The organism is Bacillus sp. SIMBA_008 (assembly GCF_046535495.1).
Classification (GTDB): domain Bacteria; phylum Bacillota; class Bacilli; order Bacillales; family Bacillaceae; genus Bacillus; species Bacillus subtilis.
In genome coordinates, this window is sequence record NZ_JAWRWL010000006.1 from 159,965 (window position 1) to 177,638 (window position 17,674).

At 45.9% G+C, this 17,674-nt stretch carries 17 protein-coding genes; 10 read left to right on the forward strand and 7 right to left on the reverse strand.

Going from position 1 to position 17,674, the window contains the following annotated elements; genetic code table 11:
• Positions 1-112 precede the first annotated feature (112 nt).
• From SB658_RS18830 to SB658_RS18840, 3 genes are all read left to right on the forward strand, one after another.
• Entirely contained in the window at positions 113-535 is a 423-nt protein-coding gene (locus SB658_RS18830) for a MerR family transcriptional regulator (RefSeq protein ID WP_003243655.1), read from the forward strand.
• A gap of 65 nt (positions 536-600) precedes the next feature.
• Positions 601-1,791 (forward strand): MFS transporter, encoded by a 1,191-nt coding sequence (locus SB658_RS18835; protein WP_015715492.1) that lies wholly within the window; start codon positions 601-603, stop codon positions 1,789-1,791.
• A gap of 410 nt (positions 1,792-2,201) precedes the next feature.
• Positions 2,202-2,372 carry a hypothetical protein gene (locus tag SB658_RS18840; protein ID WP_153912164.1) on the forward strand — a complete coding sequence of 57 codons (171 nt, stop codon included), beginning with the start codon at positions 2,202-2,204 and terminating at the stop codon, positions 2,370-2,372.
• 428 nt (positions 2,373-2,800) lie between these two features.
• Here the strand turns inward: SB658_RS18840 and SB658_RS18845 are convergent, their stop codons facing one another.
• Positions 2,801-4,357, reverse strand: coding sequence for an ABC-F family ATP-binding cassette domain-containing protein (locus SB658_RS18845; RefSeq protein ID WP_014476110.1), 1,557 nt, complete (start codon positions 4,355-4,357; stop codon positions 2,801-2,803).
• Positions 4,358-4,529: 172 nt separating this feature from the next.
• Here SB658_RS18845 and SB658_RS18850 point away from each other — a divergent pair, with 172 nt between their 5' ends.
• Positions 4,530-5,660, forward strand: coding sequence for a DEAD/DEAH box helicase (locus SB658_RS18850; protein WP_015715493.1), 1,131 nt, complete (start codon positions 4,530-4,532; stop codon positions 5,658-5,660).
• A 67-nt stretch (positions 5,661-5,727) separates the two neighbouring features.
• Entirely contained in the window at positions 5,728-6,174 is a 447-nt protein-coding gene (locus SB658_RS18855; RefSeq protein WP_015252579.1) for a GNAT family N-acetyltransferase, read from the forward strand.
• Positions 6,175-6,226: 52 nt separating this feature from the next.
• On the opposite strand, the gene SB658_RS18860 is transcribed toward SB658_RS18855, so the two are convergent.
• The 6 genes from SB658_RS18860 to SB658_RS18885 all read right to left on the reverse strand — a co-directional run bounded on the left by SB658_RS18860 (position 6,227) and on the right by SB658_RS18885 (position 11,661).
• A complete protein-coding gene (locus SB658_RS18860) occupies positions 6,227-7,246 on the reverse strand; it encodes an NADP-dependent oxidoreductase (RefSeq protein ID WP_015715494.1) in 1,020 nt (339 codons plus the stop codon).
• A gap of 104 nt (positions 7,247-7,350) precedes the next feature.
• On the reverse strand, positions 7,351-8,151 hold the full coding sequence (yfmF, locus tag SB658_RS18865) for a Fe(3+)-citrate ABC transporter ATP-binding protein YfmF (protein WP_003233737.1): 801 nt from the start codon (positions 8,149-8,151) through the stop codon (positions 7,351-7,353).
• Positions 8,152-8,163: 12 nt separating this feature from the next.
• Positions 8,164-9,165: a Fe(3+)-citrate ABC transporter permease YfmE gene (gene yfmE, locus SB658_RS18870; RefSeq protein WP_086343565.1), complete on the reverse strand. Its 1,002-nt coding sequence runs from the start codon at positions 9,163-9,165 to the stop codon at positions 8,164-8,166.
• Entirely contained in the window at positions 9,162-10,163 is a 1,002-nt protein-coding gene (gene fecD / locus SB658_RS18875; protein ID WP_086343566.1) for a Fe(3+) dicitrate ABC transporter permease FecD, read from the reverse strand. The genes yfmE and fecD overlap by 4 nt, the downstream gene beginning before the upstream one ends.
• A 72-nt stretch (positions 10,164-10,235) precedes the next feature.
• Positions 10,236-11,183, reverse strand: a complete 948-nt coding sequence (gene yfmC / locus SB658_RS18880) for a Fe(3+)-citrate ABC transporter substrate-binding protein YfmC (protein WP_042978069.1) — start codon at positions 11,181-11,183, stop codon at positions 10,236-10,238.
• A 109-nt stretch (positions 11,184-11,292) separates the two neighbouring features.
• The gene (locus SB658_RS18885) at positions 11,293-11,661 is read right to left on the reverse strand and encodes a YfmB family protein (protein WP_003233730.1); all 369 of its coding nucleotides are present in this window, start codon (positions 11,659-11,661) and stop codon (positions 11,293-11,295) included.
• A 242-nt stretch (positions 11,662-11,903) separates the two neighbouring features.
• Between SB658_RS18885 and SB658_RS18890 the strand changes: the two genes are divergently transcribed.
• From SB658_RS18890 to citT, 5 genes are all read left to right on the forward strand, one after another.
• Positions 11,904-12,251, forward strand: a complete 348-nt coding sequence (locus SB658_RS18890) for a YflT domain-containing protein (protein WP_003233729.1) — start codon at positions 11,904-11,906, stop codon at positions 12,249-12,251.
• Positions 12,252-12,441: 190 nt separating this feature from the next.
• Complete coding sequence (locus SB658_RS18895; protein WP_029726877.1) at positions 12,442-13,704, forward strand: pectate lyase; 1,263 nt, start codon at positions 12,442-12,444, stop codon at positions 13,702-13,704.
• 126 nt (positions 13,705-13,830) lie between these two features.
• Positions 13,831-15,267: an anion permease gene (locus SB658_RS18900; RefSeq protein WP_003233725.1), complete on the forward strand. Its 1,437-nt coding sequence runs from the start codon at positions 13,831-13,833 to the stop codon at positions 15,265-15,267.
• A gap of 126 nt (positions 15,268-15,393) precedes the next feature.
• Positions 15,394-17,022 (forward strand): two-component sensor histidine kinase CitS, encoded by a 1,629-nt coding sequence (gene yflR / locus SB658_RS18905; protein WP_410602096.1) that lies wholly within the window; start codon positions 15,394-15,396, stop codon positions 17,020-17,022.
• Positions 16,994-17,674, forward strand: coding sequence for a two-component response regulator CitT (gene citT / locus SB658_RS18910; RefSeq protein ID WP_038428596.1), 681 nt, complete (start codon positions 16,994-16,996; stop codon positions 17,672-17,674). Before yflR ends, citT begins: the two co-directional genes overlap by 29 nt.

Below are 17,674 nucleotides of genomic sequence, written 5' to 3' on the forward strand. Positions count from 1 at the left end.
AAGACGGGTGCTGTATGCTGCTCGTCTTTTTTATTGTTTTTTAAAACTTAACGTTTACGTTAAGGTTCAAAAGGTGTATAATGGTAACAGAAACGGCGAAGGGGGATTTACCTTGGAATGGATGAAGATTGATCAAGTGGCCAAAAGAAGCGGGCTGACAAAGCGGACCATCCGGTTTTATGAAGAAATCGGCTTGATTCCGGCGCCGAAACGGACAGACGGCGGTGTAAGGCTTTATTCAGAGGATGATATGGAGGAGCTTGAGAAAGTCATCAGCACAAAAGAGGTGCTCGGTTTTTCCCTTCAGGAGCTTCAGCATTTCATGGAAACCAGCCGCCAGCTAGAGTTAAACAAAGAGGGGTATTTGTTGTCACTGGATCCTAAGGAACGGAAAGAAAAACTGGAGGAAATTCAGGAAACCCTGAATCACCAGCTGGATTTGATTGATGAGAAAATCCGCACATTCCAAAGCTTTAAAGAACGCCTGCAGGGCATGAAAGGCAAAGCGGAACGCGCCATTCAATCAATCGAATGAAAAGTTTGTTAAACGCTATTTTTGTAGCGTTTCTTTTAATGGAATAAAGATGGAGGTCAGGTCAAATGGATAAGACAACACAAGTGAATCAGAAAACAGGCTTGCTCAGCCAGCCGAAAGCGGTATGGGCTGTCGCGTTTGCCTGTGTGATTTCCTTTATGGGAATCGGGCTGGTTGATCCAATTCTTCCGGCCATTGCCGCACAATTACATGCTTCACCTAGTGAAGTATCACTCTTGTTTACAAGTTATTTGCTTGTAACCGGATTTATGATGTTTTTCTCAGGAGCCATTTCCAGCCGCATCGGCGCGAAATGGACATTAATTCTCGGACTTATTTTTATTATTGTGTTTGCGGGGTTTGGCGGCAGCTCAAGCTCAATCGCTCAGTTAGTCGGCTATCGCGGCGGCTGGGGATTAGGGAATGCTTTGTTTATTTCAACAGCGCTTGCGGTCATCGTCGGTGTATCAGTCGGAGGAAGCGCCCAAGCGATTATTTTGTATGAGGCTGCGCTCGGTCTCGGGATTTCTGTCGGGCCGCTTGCGGGCGGAGAGCTTGGAAGCATTTCATGGCGTGCACCGTTTTTCGGAGTATCTGTCCTGATGTTTATTGCGTTAATCGCGATTTCTTTCATGCTTCCGAAATTGCCGAAACCGGCGAAACGCGTCGGTGTGTTTGATGCGATGAAGGCGCTCAAATATAAAGGCCTTTTAACAATGGCGGTATCGGCATTCTTATACAACTTTGGATTTTTTATTTTGCTTGCTTATTCTCCGTTCGTTCTGGATTTAGATGAACACGGTCTTGGATATGTCTTCTTCGGCTGGGGCCTTCTGCTGGCAATTACGTCAGTCTTTACGGCGCCGCTCGTGCACAAAGCGCTGGGCACAGTGCGTTCGCTCGTCGTTCTCTTTATCGCCTTTGCGGCCATTCTCGTTATTATGGGGATCTGGACAGACCATCAGACTTTGATTATTACATGTATCGTTGTCGCCGGTGCTGTCCTCGGTATGGTGAATACGATCATGACAACCGCTGTGATGGGTTCTGCGCCGGTTGAACGTTCAATCGCGTCTTCAGCCTACAGCTCAGTCCGCTTCATCGGCGGCGCGCTCGCCCCGTGGATTGCAGGAATGCTGTCAGAACACTTTACTGCAAGCACACCATATACAGTAGGCGGAATCGTCGTTTTTGTCGGCATGCTTGTCCTTCTCATGGGACGTAAACATCTTGCTGGAATTAAGGCGGGGCATTAATAACGAAAGACACTGCACAGATGCAGTGTCTTTTTTAAGTTGCTAAATCTACTTATCATAATAGTGTTATAGTATATTCTCGTTTATTTTAGGGGACTAAGAGGACTATTCATCGCGTTGAGTTCCCTGAAGAGACAGGTTGTTATAAAAATTTTAAAATTGCATTTCTCGAACATTAGTTTATGAGAGGATCTTTGATCTTTTAAAAGCTCTTTTTCTTTCATAATACAATGTCTTATGTCCTGTTTAGAGCTAACTAGTAAGGTCATCATCTTATGATTATCCTATTAGCAGCACTTTTATGACGCATCTTCTGTTAATACTAATTGGTATCAGAAGGTTGTATAATATTAACTTTATGTCCTTAATATGATATACTACAAAAAAACATACGAGGTGCGTTTTGTCAGATGGAAACGAATCCAAAAACAGTTCAGCAAGATGATGATAAATTTTTTGGCTTTGTTTTAGCAGCAGTTAGTATCCTTGTGGGTTGTGTTTTATATTTTTCTTGGGATACTTTTGGTAATGAAACCGCAATGAAACTGCTATCGATGATATTTTTGGTATTTGTGGCCTAGGAGTCGAATTAAGTAAAGTAACCCTTAACGATGGTGCGTTAGAGATGTGTATAGGGTTGGGGTTTACGTTAATACCAATAATCCTAAAAGATATTTTTATTAGTTTCCCAAATCTTTTGGCTTTATTTATTATTGCATTTGGGTTTCTTTTTATCGGGAAATCTGCTCTTCGCCTATACAAACCTAAACCTGATAAACCAAAACCAAAGCTTATATTTCGTATTATGATAGCAACAGGACAGTTTCTCGGGTTCATTGTTAATGTAAATAATTTTGTAAAGATGTTTTTTTGAATGATAATCTTAAAATGAAAGTTTGAATTCACATCTCCATTGCATCTCATTTTAAAAGACAGAGAGCTTTTGAGAATCGTTCAGAAAAAATGGCAGTAAAAAACCCGCCCTTCAGCAGGCGGGTTTTTTTATAAATTAAAGCACTTTCGTCGTCCAAGACTCGCAGTTCCATGTTTCTGTCGCGATATCCATATAAAAGTCTGGCTCGTGGGAAATGAGCAGAATGGAGCCTTTATATTCTTTCAGGGCGCGCTTGAGCTCTTCCTTGGCATCGACATCCAAGTGGTTTGTCGGCTCATCGAGCACCAGCAGGTTTGTTTCTGAGTTGATTAGCTTGCACAATCTGACTTTCGCTTTTTCGCCTCCGCTTAATACGGAGACGCGGCTTTCGATATGCTTTGTCGTCAGCCCGCATTTTGCCAGAGCGGCACGGATTTCATACTGCGTATAAGAAGGGAATTCGCTCCATACTTCTTCGATGCACGTATTGTTGTTTGTTTCCTTGACCTCTTGCTCGAAATAGCCGGTATAGATGTGCTCACCGCGTTCAACAGAGCCCTCAAGCGGCTGGATTTCGCCAAGCAAACTTTTCAGCAACGTCGTTTTTCCGATCCCGTTTGCGCCGTAAAGGGCGATTTTTTGGCCGCGTTCCATGCGGAGGTTGAGTGGACGGGACAGCGGGGAATCGTAACCGATCACGAGATCCTTCGTTTCAAAAATCAGCTTGCCTGACGTTCTCGCCGGCTTAAAGTGGAATTCCGGCTTTGGCTTTTCTGCCGCAAGCTCGATCATATCCATCTTATCGAGTTTCTTTTGGCGGGACATCGCCATGTTTCTCGTGCTGACACGCGCTTTGTTGCGGGCAACGAAATCCTTCAGCTCCGCGACTTCCTGCTGCTGCTTTTTGTAGGCCGCTTCAAGCTGCTGTTTTTTCACCTCGTAGACTTCCATAAACTGATGGTAGTCGCCGACATAACGTGTCAGCTCTTGATTTTCAACGTGATAAATCAGGTTGATGACACTATTCAAGAACGGAATATCGTGGGAAATCAGGATGAACGCGTTCTCGTATTCCTGCAGGTAGCGTTTCAGCCATTCAATATGCTGTTCATCAAGATAGTTGGTCGGCTCATCGAGAAGCAGAATTTCCGGCTTTTCAAGGAGAAGCTTAGCGAGAAGGACCTTTGTGCGCTGTCCGCCGCTCAAATCGGTGACATCCCGCTCTAAACCGATATCGCTCAAACCGAGACCGCGGGCGATTTCTTCCACCTTGGAATCAATGACATAAAAATCATTGTTTGTCAGCGCGTCTTGAATGACGCCGACTTCTTCAAGCAGCTTTTCGAGCTCGTCGGGATCAGCCTCGCCCATTTTGTTGTATATCTCGTTCATTTCCTCTTCCATCGCAAATAAATAATGGAATGCGTCTTTCAGGACGTCTCGAATGGATTTTCCTTTTTCCAGCACGGTATGCTGATCAAGGTATCCGACACGGACGTTTTTTGACCACTCGACTTTTCCCTCATCAGGTTCAAGCTTTCCGGTAATAATATTCATGAAGGTTGATTTTCCTTCACCGTTTGCGCCGATCAAACCGACGTGCTCGCCTTTTAACAGGCGGAAGGAAACGTTATTAAAAATGGCCCGGTCCCCGAAACCGTGGCTTAAATCCTTTACAGATAAAATACTCATGTTTACACCTCTATCGTTATCAAACACGCACAATCGGCGTGTAATATTCACTCTTTTGATTATAAAGGAGGATTCGGAATGTTGAAAGGTATAGGAAAGAAAAAGAAAAATTGCGTTCCGGGCGAGGTTTTGAGATACTATGGAATAGATTTCAGGAATTGAGGAGAACAAAATGACGCAAACTTGGCCATTTTTACATAATGCACAATCATTTATACAAGAGAATTGGAATGCTTCCGGCTTTCAAACGCCAACCCCTGTTCAAGAGCAGGCAGCCCAGCTGATCATGGACGGAAAGGACGTCATTGCAGAATCGCCGACAGGTACAGGGAAGACGCTGGCGTATGCGCTGCCGGTCTTGGAGCGGATCAAACCAGAGCAAAAGCATCCGCAGGCTGTGATTTTAGCGCCTTCCCGTGAGCTGGTCATGCAGATTTTTCAGGTGATTCAGGATTGGAAAGCGGGCTCAGAGCTGCGCGCGGCTTCCTTAATCGGCGGGGCGAATGTGAAGAAGCAGGTCGAAAAGCTGAAGAAACATCCGCATATCATCGTCGGCACGCCAGGCAGGGTATTTGAACTGATTAAAGCAAAGAAACTCAAAATGCATGAAGTGAAAACGATTGTACTTGATGAAGCGGATCAGCTTATCCTGCCGGAGCATCGCGAAACGATCAAACAAATTATTAAAACGACATTAAGAGACCGCCAGCTTCTATGTTTTTCCGCGACACTCAAAAAGGAAACAGAGGATGTGCTCCGCGAATTGGCGCAAGAGCCTGAGGTGTTGAAGGTACAGCGAAGCAAGGCGGAGGCAGGGAAAGTGAAACATCAATACCTGATTTGCGACCAGCGCGACAAAGTGAAGCTGCTGCAAAAGCTGTCAAGGCTTGAAGGCATGCAGGCACTCGTATTTGTGAGAGACATCGGCAACCTGAGTGTATATGCGGAAAAGCTGGCATATCACCACGTTGAACTCGGCGTTTTGCACAGTGAAGCGAAAAAAATGGAGCGGGCAAAAATCATTTCCGCATTCGAAGACGGAGAGTTTCCTCTTTTATTGGCGACTGACATTGCCGCACGCGGTTTAGACATTGAAAACCTGCCATACGTGATTCATGCTGATATTCCAGATGAAGATGGCTATGTCCACAGATCAGGACGAACAGGCCGGGCCGGAAAAGAAGGCAACGTGCTGAGCCTTGTGACAAAATTGGAGGAATCAAAGCTGAAAAAAATGGCGAAGAAGCTTGGTGTTGAGCTGAGTGAAGCTGTGTATGCAGGCGGAAAACTGAAGACGAAATAAAAAGGAGGGCGGAAAGCCCTTTTTTTGTTGTAAAATAATAGAAAAGATTTTGCGCGGAGGTGGGAAAATGGCTTCAATAGACAGGTTTCAAGTAATGCAGGAGCCAGAGCTGAAAATACTTGAACACTGGTTTGAGAATGAGGATACCAGACGGAGAATGGATGGGATGCTGCCATTAGATGAGTGGTACGCACGAGTAAATAAAGATAAACACGATACTGTCATCATGGCGTATGATGGACAGCTGCCGGCAGGGATGGTCGTTATTGAGTTCGGAGAGGAGCGGACGTATATTGGATTGATCGTCAATCCTTTGTACCGGCTTCAAGGGTACGGAAAACGGATACTGCAAAAGCTGATGACCGAACCTGATTTTACTAGCGTGCGAGAATGGGTGGCATGCATTGAAGAAGACAATCGAATCAGTTTAGCTTGCTTTCAAGCAGCAGGATTCACTTTAGAAGACACGGAACCTGATGAAGATGGTTTTCTTACGCTGATTCTTCGCAACTGATCTCATCGAAACACAAAAGGAGGGCAAAAAGCCCTCCCGTTTTCATCTTCATTCAGCTCGGATCACTGACCTTGATCAGCTGTTTCCCTTTATTTTCTCCCTTAAATAAACCGAGAAACGCGTCAGGAATGTTTTCGAAGCCTTCTGTGATGGTTTCCTCGTAATGGAGTTTACCAGCCTTCAGCCATTCGGCCAGCTGTTTTGCTCCCTCAGAAAAACGATCGGAGTAGTCGCTTACGATAAAGCCTTGCATCAGCGACTTCGTTTTAATGAGTTTTGATTGGACACGAGGGCCCATGTCATCTGCTTCGCTTTCTGCGTTATAGGAAGAAATGGCGCCGCACACCGGAATGCGGGCAAATTCATTGAGCAGATTCATCACCGCGTCTGAAATCGGTCCGCCGACATTGTCAAAATACACATCGACACCGTCAGGACAAGCGTTTTGAAGCGCTTTTTGGATATCATCCGCTGTTTTGTAATTGATGGCTTCGTCAAACTGAAGCTCCTGTTTTAAATAGTCGATTTTTTCATCAGAGCCCGCGATGCCGACGACTCGCGCGCCTTTGATTTTGGCAATTTGCCCGACTGTTGAACCGACGGCTCCGGCAGCTCCTGAGACAACCACGGTTTCGCCTTCCTTCGGGCGTCCGATGTCCAGCAATCCGAAGTATGCTGTTAAGCCGGTCATTCCCAAAATGCCGAGATAGGCCGAAGCGGGAGCAAGGCTTGTATCAATTTTTCGCAAGGCAGACTCGCTCACAGCGGAAAATTCCTGCCAGCTGAGATTTCCGATGGCGATATCGCCTTTTTTCAGATGATTCCCGTCTGACACAACTTCAGCGATAACCCCGCCAGAAAGCGCTTCATCCAAGGCGAATGGCTCAACATATGACTTCGTATCCTGCATACGGCCGCGCATATAAGGGTCAACCGAAACATAAAGCGTTTTGACAAGCACTTCCCCTTGCTTGGGTTCAGGAACCGGAATGGTTTCAAAGCGAAAGTCTTCATGAACAGGAATACCTTGTGGACGTCTTGCTAATTGAATTTGCTGCTGAGATGCTGTCATTTTCATCCTCCTATCACTTGGTTGACACCACTGTAACATGGACAGGAGAGGAAATACAAAAGGTAAGCTGGCATACAAAAAAGGAGAGGGGGCTCCTCTCCTTTTCATTTCGCCCGTAATTTCGGGCACAGTCCCGTCGGCAGGCACATTGGCTTCTGGTCGATCGGGCTTCTCATGATGCAGCATTCCAAGCCGAAGACTTCACGGAAAAATGGCTGGGTAAACACATCTTCCGGTGTTCCGGCATTGTAGATTTTTCCGTCCAGCACACTGATCAGATAGTCAGCATATTGAGCGGCTTGGTTTAAATCATGGAGCACCATGACAACGGTGCGGCCATGGTCGCGGTTCAGCTTTTTCAGCAGTTCAAGCACTTCAATCTGGTGTGAGATGTCTAAATACGTGGTCGGCTCATCAAGCAAAAGCAAATCAGTGCCTTGCGCAAGTGCCATGGAAATCCAGGCTCTTTGTCTTTGGCCGCCTGAGAGGGCATCAAGTGTCCGATCCTTCAGTTCAATCATGCCCGTTGCTTCCAGTGCCCACTCTACCATGTCATGATCCTCTTGGGTATGCTTGGATAACAGCTTTTTGTGAGGATGTCTGCCAAAATAGCATAATTCCTCTACCGTCAATCCTTCAGGAGCCTGAGGAGATTGTGGAAGAATGGCCAGTTTTTTTGCGACTTCTTTTGATGGCTGGCGGTGGATGTCTTTTCCTTCTAGTAGCACTGTACCGCTTTTCGGGGCCATCAGCCTGGCGAGCGATTTGAGGATTGTTGATTTACCGCAGCCATTAGCGCCGATGAGCGCAGTGATTTTTCCTTCTTCTATCTTTAAATCGACTCCGTCAATAATCACTGTACTGTCATATGAAAGAGTGAGCTGGTCTGCAGCCAGTTTTCCCATGGTATCCTCTCCCTACTGTTTCCTCGCTTCGAATTTCAATAAATATAAGAAATAAGGCGCGCCGATCACGGCTGTCAGTATTCCGGCAGGTATTTCAACCGGAGGCATGATGCCGCGCCCTAACGTATCTGCAATTAATAATATAATAGCACCAATCAATGCCGATGCAGGCAGTAAATATTTAGCTTTTTCTCCGGTAAGCCGTCTGGCGATATGCGGAGCAAGCAAGCCGATAAAACCGATTGAGCCGACGACGGCTACACAGCTTCCCGCCAGCGCCACCGCGGTGAAAATCAGGATGAATCTCAGCCGGTTTGCGTTTTCTCCGAGACCCTGTGCAAGCTCATCCCCGAGTGACATAAGATCCAGCTTCGGTATGAGTATGCAGACGATCGGAAAAAGAATCAAAAGCCATGGCGCAAGCAGCTTGACTTCCTCCCAGTTTCTTCCCCAGAGGCTTCCTGTCAGCCAAATGAGTGCAGCATTCACGTCGCCTGGAAACTTGACCATCATATATTGCATTCCGGCGTGGCAGACCGCGCCTAAAGCAATGCCTGATAAAGCCAGTGAAGAGGGCTGAATGCTCTTTTTTCGGGCTATCATTAATAATAGTACAGCAATAATGGCGGCTCCGGCAAATGCGGAGAACGGAAGCACGTATACCGGCGACTCAGGAAAGATGAGAATCACAGCCATCGCTGCAAGTCCGGAGCCTTTTGAAATGCCGACAACGTCCGGGGAAGCGAGCGGATTTCGGATCACACCCTGTAAAATCGCTCCGGCAGCGGCAAGCCCAGCCCCGGCCAAAATCGCTAATATGATGCGGGGCAGACGATATTGCTGGGTGATAAATTCAAAGGAATGATCCAATCCCAGCAGATTCGTCACTACCGCATCAGGTGAAATGTATAATGCACCGATTCCAATGCTGATGACGGACAGAACGATCAAAATCACGGCCAATATGAGTATCGCCAGCAAGGGGCGTTTTTGTTTTCTGGTTGTTTTCTTCATTTCAGATGCCGCCCTTTCCTTGCCAAATATAAGAAAAACGGCGTTCCGATAATCGCGGTGACAATGCCGACCGGTGATTCATAAGGAAATGCAATCCATCTGGCCAGAACATCTGCGTACACCAGCAAAATGGCACCGAACAGTGCCGAAAACGGAAGCACGTATTGATAATGTTCTCCGATCAGCTTGCGGACAATATGCGGGACGAGCAGCCCGACAAAGCCAATCGGCCCGGCGACGGCTACGGAAGCGCCGGAAAGGATTAAAATAATCAAACTGATCAGAATCCGGATGCCGTTCATATTTTGTCCAAGCCCTTTTGCTGTTTCGTCTCCGAGACCGAGAACAGAAACAGAACCGGAAAATATGAGGGCAAGCCCGATGCCAATGACAGAAAACGGAGCGATGGTTATGACGTCCTGCCAGTTGCTGCCGTCGATTGCGCCTGTCATCCAGTACAGAACATCCTCACCTGACTCATTTAAAATAATGATGGCCTGTGTCATAGAGGAGAGGAACAAGTGCACGGCCATTCCTGACAGCGCCAGCTTGACAGGTGTCATTCCGCCGGATGAGGCAATCATATACACAATCGCGCCGCCTGCTGCCGCACCCGCAAAAGCGAATATAACAGATGAATAGGGCGATGCCGGCAGAATGACGAGAGAAGCAACGACAAAAAGCGATGCACCCGCATTCACACCGAAAATTTGGGGTGAAGCCAGAGGGTTTCTGGTCATAGCCTGCATCAGCGCCCCTGCTACAGCTAGGCTGGCGCCGACAAAAACGCCGATTAATGTGCGGGGAAGGCGAAGAGTAGAGATGATGAGCTGTTCCTTTGAACCGTCCCATACAAAAAGATATTTCAATGAATCTATGATGCCGATGTCTGAGGCTCCTACTGAAAGATTCAGCCCAAGCCCAAATATAAAAATAATCAGTGCAATGATGAACATCATCAGTCTTGATGATGAGCGCCGTTTGGCTGAATGATACAACAGTCTCACTTCCTTACTGCGTCTGGTTGCAAAAACGAAGAAGCAAGGATTTCCCCTCGCTTCTCATTTGTCCTATTTATTATACACTTTTTTAAGCACATCTTTGGCGCTTGTTTCACTAGACTTGATGCCTCTGAATCTTGTCCAAGTGTCACGGTCCGCATCATAGACTTGTCCATTTTTCACCGCTTTGAGATTTTTCCAGAGCGGGTTCGTTTTCCACTCGTCTACAATGGTTTTACCTTCGTTGGCTGAGATGAACAAAATATCAGGATCGATTTTGCTCAATTGCTCGAGGCTGACCTCTTGATAGGCGTTATCTGACTTCACAGCGTGTGTAAAGCCTAGCATTTTAAAGATTTCTCCGTCATAGGATGATGATGTATGAAGCTGGAAGGAATCCGCTCTTGCAACGCCGAGAACGATGTTGCGGTTTTCATCTTTCGGAAGTTCGGCTTTTAGATCGTTGATGACTTTTTTGTGCTCGGCAAGCTTTTCTTTTCCTTCATCTTCTTTATTTAATGCTTTAGCAATGGTCGTAAAGCTGTCGATCGTTTCGTCATATGTCGCTTCACGGCTTTTTAATTCAATCGTCGGGGCGATTTTTTTCAGCTGTTTATAAATGTTTTTATGGCGCTCAGCGTCAGCGATGATTAAATCAGGCTTCAAGGAACTGATGACCTCAAGATTGGGTTCGCTGCGTGTGCCTACAGATGTGTAATCAATGGAGCTGCCGACAAGCTTTTTAATCATATCTTTTTTGTTGTCATCGGCGATGCCCACCGGCGTAATGCCGAGATTGTGAACGGCATCCAAGAATGAAAGCTCAAGCACAACCACCCGCTTAGGTGTGCCGCTTACTGTCGTTTTTCCTTCTTCGTCATGGATCACTCTGGAATCCTTAGACTTGCTTTCGCCGCTTCCGTTGTTATTCTGGCTTGATGAACAGCCGGATACAATGAGGCAGGCGAGCAATAAAACACTCATGATGGCAATCAACTTGTTAGAATAGGTGCGCATGTCATTCTTCCTTTTTTCAGATTTAGTAATGAGAATCATTATCACATGTAACACTATAATAGCATGGCTTATCATGTCAATATTTTTTTAGTAAAGAAAGCTGCGTTTTTTACTGCTTTCTCATGAAAGCATCATCAGACACAAATAAGTGGTATGCAGCGTTACCGTGTCTTCGAGACAAAAACGCATGGGCGTTGGCTTTAGAGGTTTCGAACATATCAGCAGTGACATAAGGAAGGAGAGTGCTGAGATAACCGGACAATTTCTTTTCTATTTCATCTGTTAGTGCAAATTCAATGTCGCCGATATTCATGATAATCGAGAAAACAAAGTCGATATCGATATGAAAATGTTCCTCGGCAAAAACCGCAAGCTCGTGAATTCCTGGTGAACATCCGGCACGCTTATGGAAAATCTGTTTGACTAAATCACTCACAATCCAAGCATTGTATTGCTGTTCTGGTGAAAAATATTGCATTAGACATACCTCCTGCTCGTACGGATAAAGGCAGCATTTCATGGTCGTGTGCTCCGTGCAGCGGCTTCTCTTTAATTTTGACTTTTCTGAAAATGGTCCCGTTCCTATCACTTTACCATGGACGGAAAATAAATAGCTACTACCATTCTTCCTGTTTTTCTATTCAATGTTCTGGAATCTGTTTCAGGTACAGACGATCGGGTATGGAAGAAATATAGAAAACATGAAGGAGGAATATCGACATGAAACCAGTTGTAAAAGAGTATACAAATGACGAACAGCTCATGAAGGATGTAGAGGAATTACAGAAAATGGGTGTTGCGAAAGAGGATGTATACGTCTTAGCTCACGACGATGACAGAACGGAACGCCTGGCAGACAACACGAATGCCAATACGATCGGAGCCAAAGAAACAGGTTTCAAGCACGCGGTGGGAAATATCTTCAATAAAAAAGGAGACGAGCTCCGCAATAAAATTCACGAAATCGGTTTTTCTGAAGATGAAGCCGCTCAATTTGAAAAACGCTTAGATGAAGGAAAAGTGCTTCTCTTTGTGACAGATAACGAAAAAGTGAAAGCTTGGGCATAAAGCAGGGAAAAAACCAAAAGGCCAGTGTTGGCCTTTTGGTTTTTTTGCGGTCTTTGCGGTGGTATTTTGCAGAATGCCGCAATAGGATAGCGGAACATTTTCGGTTCTGCATGTCCCTCAATTTGCTATTATATTTTTGTGATAAATTGGAATAAAATCTCACAAAATAGAAAATGGGGGTACATAGTGGATGAAAAAAGTGATGTTAGCTACGGCTCTGTTTTTAGGATTGACTCCAGCTGGCGCGAACGCAGCTGATTTAGGCCACCAGACGTTGGGATCCAATGATGGCTGGGGCGCGTACTCGACCGGCACGACAGGCGGATCAAAAGCATCCTCCTCAAATGTGTATACCGTCAGCAACAGAAACCAGCTTGTCTCGGCATTAGGGAAGGAAACGAACACAACGCCAAAAATCATTTATATCAAGGGAACGATTGACATGAACGTGGATGACAATCTGAAGCCGCTTGGCCTAAATGACTATAAAGATCCGGAGTATGATTTGGACAAATATTTGAAAGCCTATGATCCTAGCACATGGGGCAAAAAAGAGCCGTCGGGCACACAAGAAGAAGCGAGAGCACGCTCGCAGAAAAACCAAAAAGCACGGGTCATGGTCGATATTCCTGCAAACACGACGATCGTCGGTTCAGGGACTAACGCTAAAGTCGTGGGAGGAAACTTCCAAATCAAGAGTGATAACGTCATTATTCGCAACATTGAATTCCAGGATGCCTATGACTATTTTCCGCAATGGGATCCGACTGACGGAAGCTCAGGGAACTGGAACTCACAATACGACAACATCACGATAAACGGCGGCACACACATCTGGATTGATCACTGTACATTTAATGACGGTTCGCGTCCGGACAGCACATCACCGAAATATTATGGAAGAAAATATCAGCACCATGACGGCCAAACGGATGCTTCCAACGGTGCTAACTATATCACGATGTCCTATAACTATTATCACGATCATGATAAAAGCTCCATTTTCGGATCAAGTGACAGCAAAACCTCCGATGACGGCAAATTAAAAATTACGCTGCATCATAACCGCTATCAAAATATTGTCCAGCGCGCGCCGAGAGTCCGCTTCGGGCAAGTGCACGTATACAACAACTATTATGAAGGAAGCACAAGCTCTTCAAGTTATCCTTTTAGCTATGCATGGGGAATCGGAAAGTCATCTAAAATCTATGCCCAAAACAATGTCATTGACGTACCGGGACTGTCAGCTGCTAAAACGATCAGCGTATTCAGCGGGGGAACGGCTTTATATGACTCCGGCACGTTGCTGAACGGCACACAGATCAACGCATCGGCTGCAAACGGGCTGAGCTCTTCTGTCGGCTGGACGCCGTCTCTGCATGGATCGATTGATGCTTCTGCTAATGTGAAATCAAATGTTATAAATCAAGCGGGTGCGGGTAAATTAAATTAAGAAAGTGAAAAACACAAAGGGTGCTAACCTTTGTGTTTTTTAATTAATTAAAATGTTTATTAACTTAGTTAAGGAGTAGAATGGAAAAGGGGATCGGAAAACAAGTATATAGGAGGAGACCTATTTATGGCTTCAGAAAAAGACGCAGGAAAACAGTCAGCAGTAAAGCTTGTTCCATTGCTTATTACTGTCGCTGTGGGACTAATCATCTGGTTTATTCCCGCTCCGTCCGGACTTGAACCTAAAGCTTGGCATTTGTTTGCGATTTTTGTCGCAACAATTATCGGCTTTATCTCCAAGCCCTTGCCAATGGGTGCAATTGCAATTTTTGCATTGGCGGTTACTGCACTAACTGGAACACTATCAATTGAGGATACATTAAGCGGATTCGGGAATAAGACCATTTGGCTTATCGTTATCGCATTCTTTATTTCCCGGGGATTTATCAAAACCGGTCTCGGTGCGAGAATTTCGTATGTATTCGTTCAGAAATTCGGAAAAAAAACCCTTGGACTTTCTTATTCACTGCTATTCAGTGATTTAATACTTTCACCTGCTATTCCAAGTAATACGGCGCGTGCAGGAGGCATTATATTTCCTATTATCAGATCATTATCCGAAACATTCGGATCAAGCCCGGCAAATGGAACAGAGAGAAAAATCGGTGCATTCTTATTAAAAACCGGTTTTCAGGGGAATCTGATCACATCTGCTATGTTCCTGACAGCGATGGCGGCGAACCCGCTGATTGCCAAGCTGGCCCATGATGTCGCAGGGGTGGACTTAACATGGACAAGCTGGGCAATTGCCGCGATTGTACCGGGACTTGTAAGCTTAATCATCACGCCGCTTGTGATTTACAAACTGTATCCGCCGGAAATCAAAGAAACACCGGATGCGGCGAAAATCGCAACAGAAAAACTGAAAGAAATGGGACCGTTCAAAAAATCGGAGCTTTCCATGGTTATCGTGTTTCTTTTGGTGCTTGTGCTGTGGATTTTTGGCGGCAGCTTCAACATCGACGCTACCACAACCGCATTGATCGGTTTGGCCGTTCTCTTATTATCACAAGTTCTGACTTGGGATGATATCAAGAAAGAACAGGGCGCTTGGGATACGCTCACTTGGTTTGCGGCGCTTGTCATGCTCGCCAACTTCTTGAATGAATTAGGCATGGTGTCTTGGTTCAGTAATGCCATGAAATCATCCGTATCAGGGTTCTCTTGGATTGTGGCATTCATCATTTTAATTGTTGTGTATTATTACTCTCACTATTTCTTTGCAAGTGCGACAGCCCACATCAGTGCGATGTATTCAGCATTTTTGGCTGTCGTCGTGGCAGCGGGCGCACCGCCGCTTTTAGCAGCGCTGAGCCTCGCGTTCATCAGCAACCTGTTCGGGTCAACGACTCACTACGGTTCTGGAGCGGCTCCGGTCTTCTTCGGAGCAGGCTACATCCCGCAAGGCAAATGGTGGTCCATCGGATTTATCCTGTCGATTGTTCATATCATCGTATGGCTTGTGATCGGCGGATTATGGTGGAAAGTACTAGGAATATGGTAGAAAGAAAAAGGCAGACGCGGTCTGCCTTTTTTTATTTTCACTCCTTCGTAAGAAAATGGATTTTGAAAAATGAGAAAATTCCCTGTGAAAAATGGTATGATCTAGGTAGAAAGGACGGCTGGTGCTGTGGTGAAAAAGCGGTTCCATTTTTCCCTGCAAACAAAAATAATGGGGCTGATTGCGGCTCTGCTGGTCTTTGTCATTGGTGTGCTGACCATTACGTTAGCCGTTCAGCATACACAGGGAGAACGGAGACAGGCAGAGCAGCTGGCGGTTCAAACGGCGAGAACCATTTCCTATATGCCGCCGGTTAAAGAGCTCATTGAGAGAAAAGACGGACATGCGGCTCAGACGCAAGAGGTCATTGAACAAATGAAAGAACAGACTGGTGCGTTTGCCATTTATGTTTTGAACGAAAAAGGAGACATTCGCAGCGCCTCTGGAAAAAGCGGATTAAAGAAACTGGAGCGCAGCAGAGAAATTTTGTTTGGCGGTTCGCATGTTTCTGAAACAAAAGCGGATGGACGAAGAGTGATCAGAGGGAGCGCGCCGATTATAAAAGAACAGAAGGGATACAGCCAAGTGATCGGCAGCGTGTCTGTTGATTTTCTGCAAACGGAGACAGAGCAAAGCATCAAAAAGCATTTGAGAAATTTGAGTGTGATTGCTGTGCTTGTACTGCTGCTCGGATTTATTGGCGCCGCCGTGCTGGCGAAAAGCATCAGAAAGGATACGCTTGGGCTTGAACCGCATGAGATCGCGGCTCTATATCGTGAGAGGAACGCAATGCTTTTCGCGATTCGAGAAGGGATTATTGCCACCAATCGTGAAGGCGTCGTCACCATGATGAACGTATCGGCGGCCGAGATGCTGAAGCTGCCCGAGCCTGTGATCCATCTTCCTATAGATGACGTCATGCCGGGAGCAGGGCTGATGTCTGTGCTTGAAAAAGGAGAAATGCTGCCGAACCAGGAGGTAAGCGTCAACGATCAAGTGTTTATTATCAATACGAAAGTGATGAATCAAGGCGGGCAGGCGTATGGGTTTGTCGTCAGCTTCAGGGAGAAAACAGAGCTGAAGAAGCTGATCGACACATTGACAGAGGTTCGCAAATATTCTGAGGATCTCAGGGCGCAGACTCATGAATTTTCAAATAAGCTTTATGCGATTTTAGGGCTGCTTGAACTTGGGGAGTATGATGAAGCCATTGATCTGATAAAAGAGGAATATGCGATACAAAATGAACAGCATGATCTTTTATTCCATAACATCCATTCGCAGCAGGTGCAGGCCATTTTGTTAGGGAAAATAAGCAAGGCATCGGAAAAGAAGGTCAAGCTGGTGATTGATGAGAACAGCTCACTCGCGCCTCTTCCTGCGCATATCGGCTTGTCCCATCTTATTACGATTATTGGCAATTTAATTGATAACGCTTTCGAAGCTGTAGCGGAGCAAAGCGTGAAGGAAGTTTTGTTTTTTATCACGGATATGGGCCATGACATTGTCATTGAAGTATCAGACACAGGGCCCGGTGTGCCGCCAGAGAAAATAGAAGCTGTGTTTGAGAGAGGCTATTCTTCAAAGGGGATGAGGAGAGGCTACGGTCTGGCCAATGTGAAAGACTCAGTGCGTGAACTGGGCGGCTGGATCGAACTGGCGAATCAAAAAACTGGCGGGGCGGTATTCACTGTGTTTATACCGAAGGAGAAACAAAGGGGGAATCCATTTGATTCACATCGCGATTGCGGAGGATGATTTTCGAGTTGCGCAAATCCATGAGAGATTGATTAAACAGCTTGATGGATTCAAGATTATCGGCAAGGCGGCTAACGCAAAAGAGACATTGGCGCTTTTGAAGGAACACAAGGCTGATTTGCTTCTGCTGGATATTTATATGCCGGACGAGCTTGGGACCGCATTGATTCCTGATATACGAAGCCGATTTCCTGAAGTGGACATTATGATTATCACAGCGGCAACAGAAACCCGTCATTTGCAGGAAGCGCTAAGGGCGGGAATTGCCCACTATTTGATCAAACCCGTAACAGCTGACAAGTTCAGGCAGGTGCTGCTTCAGTATAAAGAAAAAAGGAAGCTGCTCATGTCTCAGCCGGAGGTCAGCCAATCCATGATCGACCATATTTTTGGGAACAGTGTGAAGACAGCTTTGCCGGCAGAGAATTTGCCGACTGGCATTAATTCGATTACACTGCGAAAAATTAAGGAAGCGCTTCAGACTGCGTCAGAAGGATTGACAGCGGAGGAACTTGGGGAAAAAATGGGGGCGTCACGAACAACTGCCCGCCGTTATGCCGAGTACCTTGTGTCAAAGGAAGAAGCAAGAGCCGAGCTTGAATACGGGATTATCGGCAGGCCGGAGAGAAAATATTATTTGGCGGCGGATTAG

Coding starts and splice junctions, on each gene's coding strand:
- yfmF (WP_003233737.1), bottom strand. CDS start 8,151: ATGGGAAAACTGGCTGCAGACCAGCTCACTCTTTCATATGACAGTACA.
- SB658_RS18855 (WP_015252579.1), top strand. CDS start 5,728: ATGGCTTCAATAGACAGGTTTCAAGTAATGCAGGAGCCAGAGCTGAAA.
- SB658_RS18840 (WP_153912164.1), top strand. CDS start 2,202: ATGGAAACGAATCCAAAAACAGTTCAGCAAGATGATGATAAATTTTTT.
- SB658_RS18835 (WP_015715492.1), top strand. CDS start 601: ATGGATAAGACAACACAAGTGAATCAGAAAACAGGCTTGCTCAGCCAG.
- SB658_RS18885 (WP_003233730.1), bottom strand. CDS start 11,661: ATGCAATATTTTTCACCAGAACAGCAATACAATGCTTGGATTGTGAGT.
- SB658_RS18845 (WP_014476110.1), bottom strand. CDS start 4,357: ATGAGTATTTTATCTGTAAAGGATTTAAGCCACGGTTTCGGGGACCGG.
- SB658_RS18890 (WP_003233729.1), top strand. CDS start 11,904: ATGAAACCAGTTGTAAAAGAGTATACAAATGACGAACAGCTCATGAAG.
- yfmE (WP_086343565.1), bottom strand. CDS start 9,165: ATGAAGAAAACAACCAGAAAACAAAAACGCCCCTTGCTGGCGATACTC.
- yfmC (WP_042978069.1), bottom strand. CDS start 11,183: ATGCGCACCTATTCTAACAAGTTGATTGCCATCATGAGTGTTTTATTG.
- SB658_RS18850 (WP_015715493.1), top strand. CDS start 4,530: ATGACGCAAACTTGGCCATTTTTACATAATGCACAATCATTTATACAA.
- SB658_RS18860 (WP_015715494.1), bottom strand. CDS start 7,246: ATGACAGCATCTCAGCAGCAAATTCAATTAGCAAGACGTCCACAAGGT.
- SB658_RS18895 (WP_029726877.1), top strand. CDS start 12,442: ATGAAAAAAGTGATGTTAGCTACGGCTCTGTTTTTAGGATTGACTCCA.
- SB658_RS18900 (WP_003233725.1), top strand. CDS start 13,831: ATGGCTTCAGAAAAAGACGCAGGAAAACAGTCAGCAGTAAAGCTTGTT.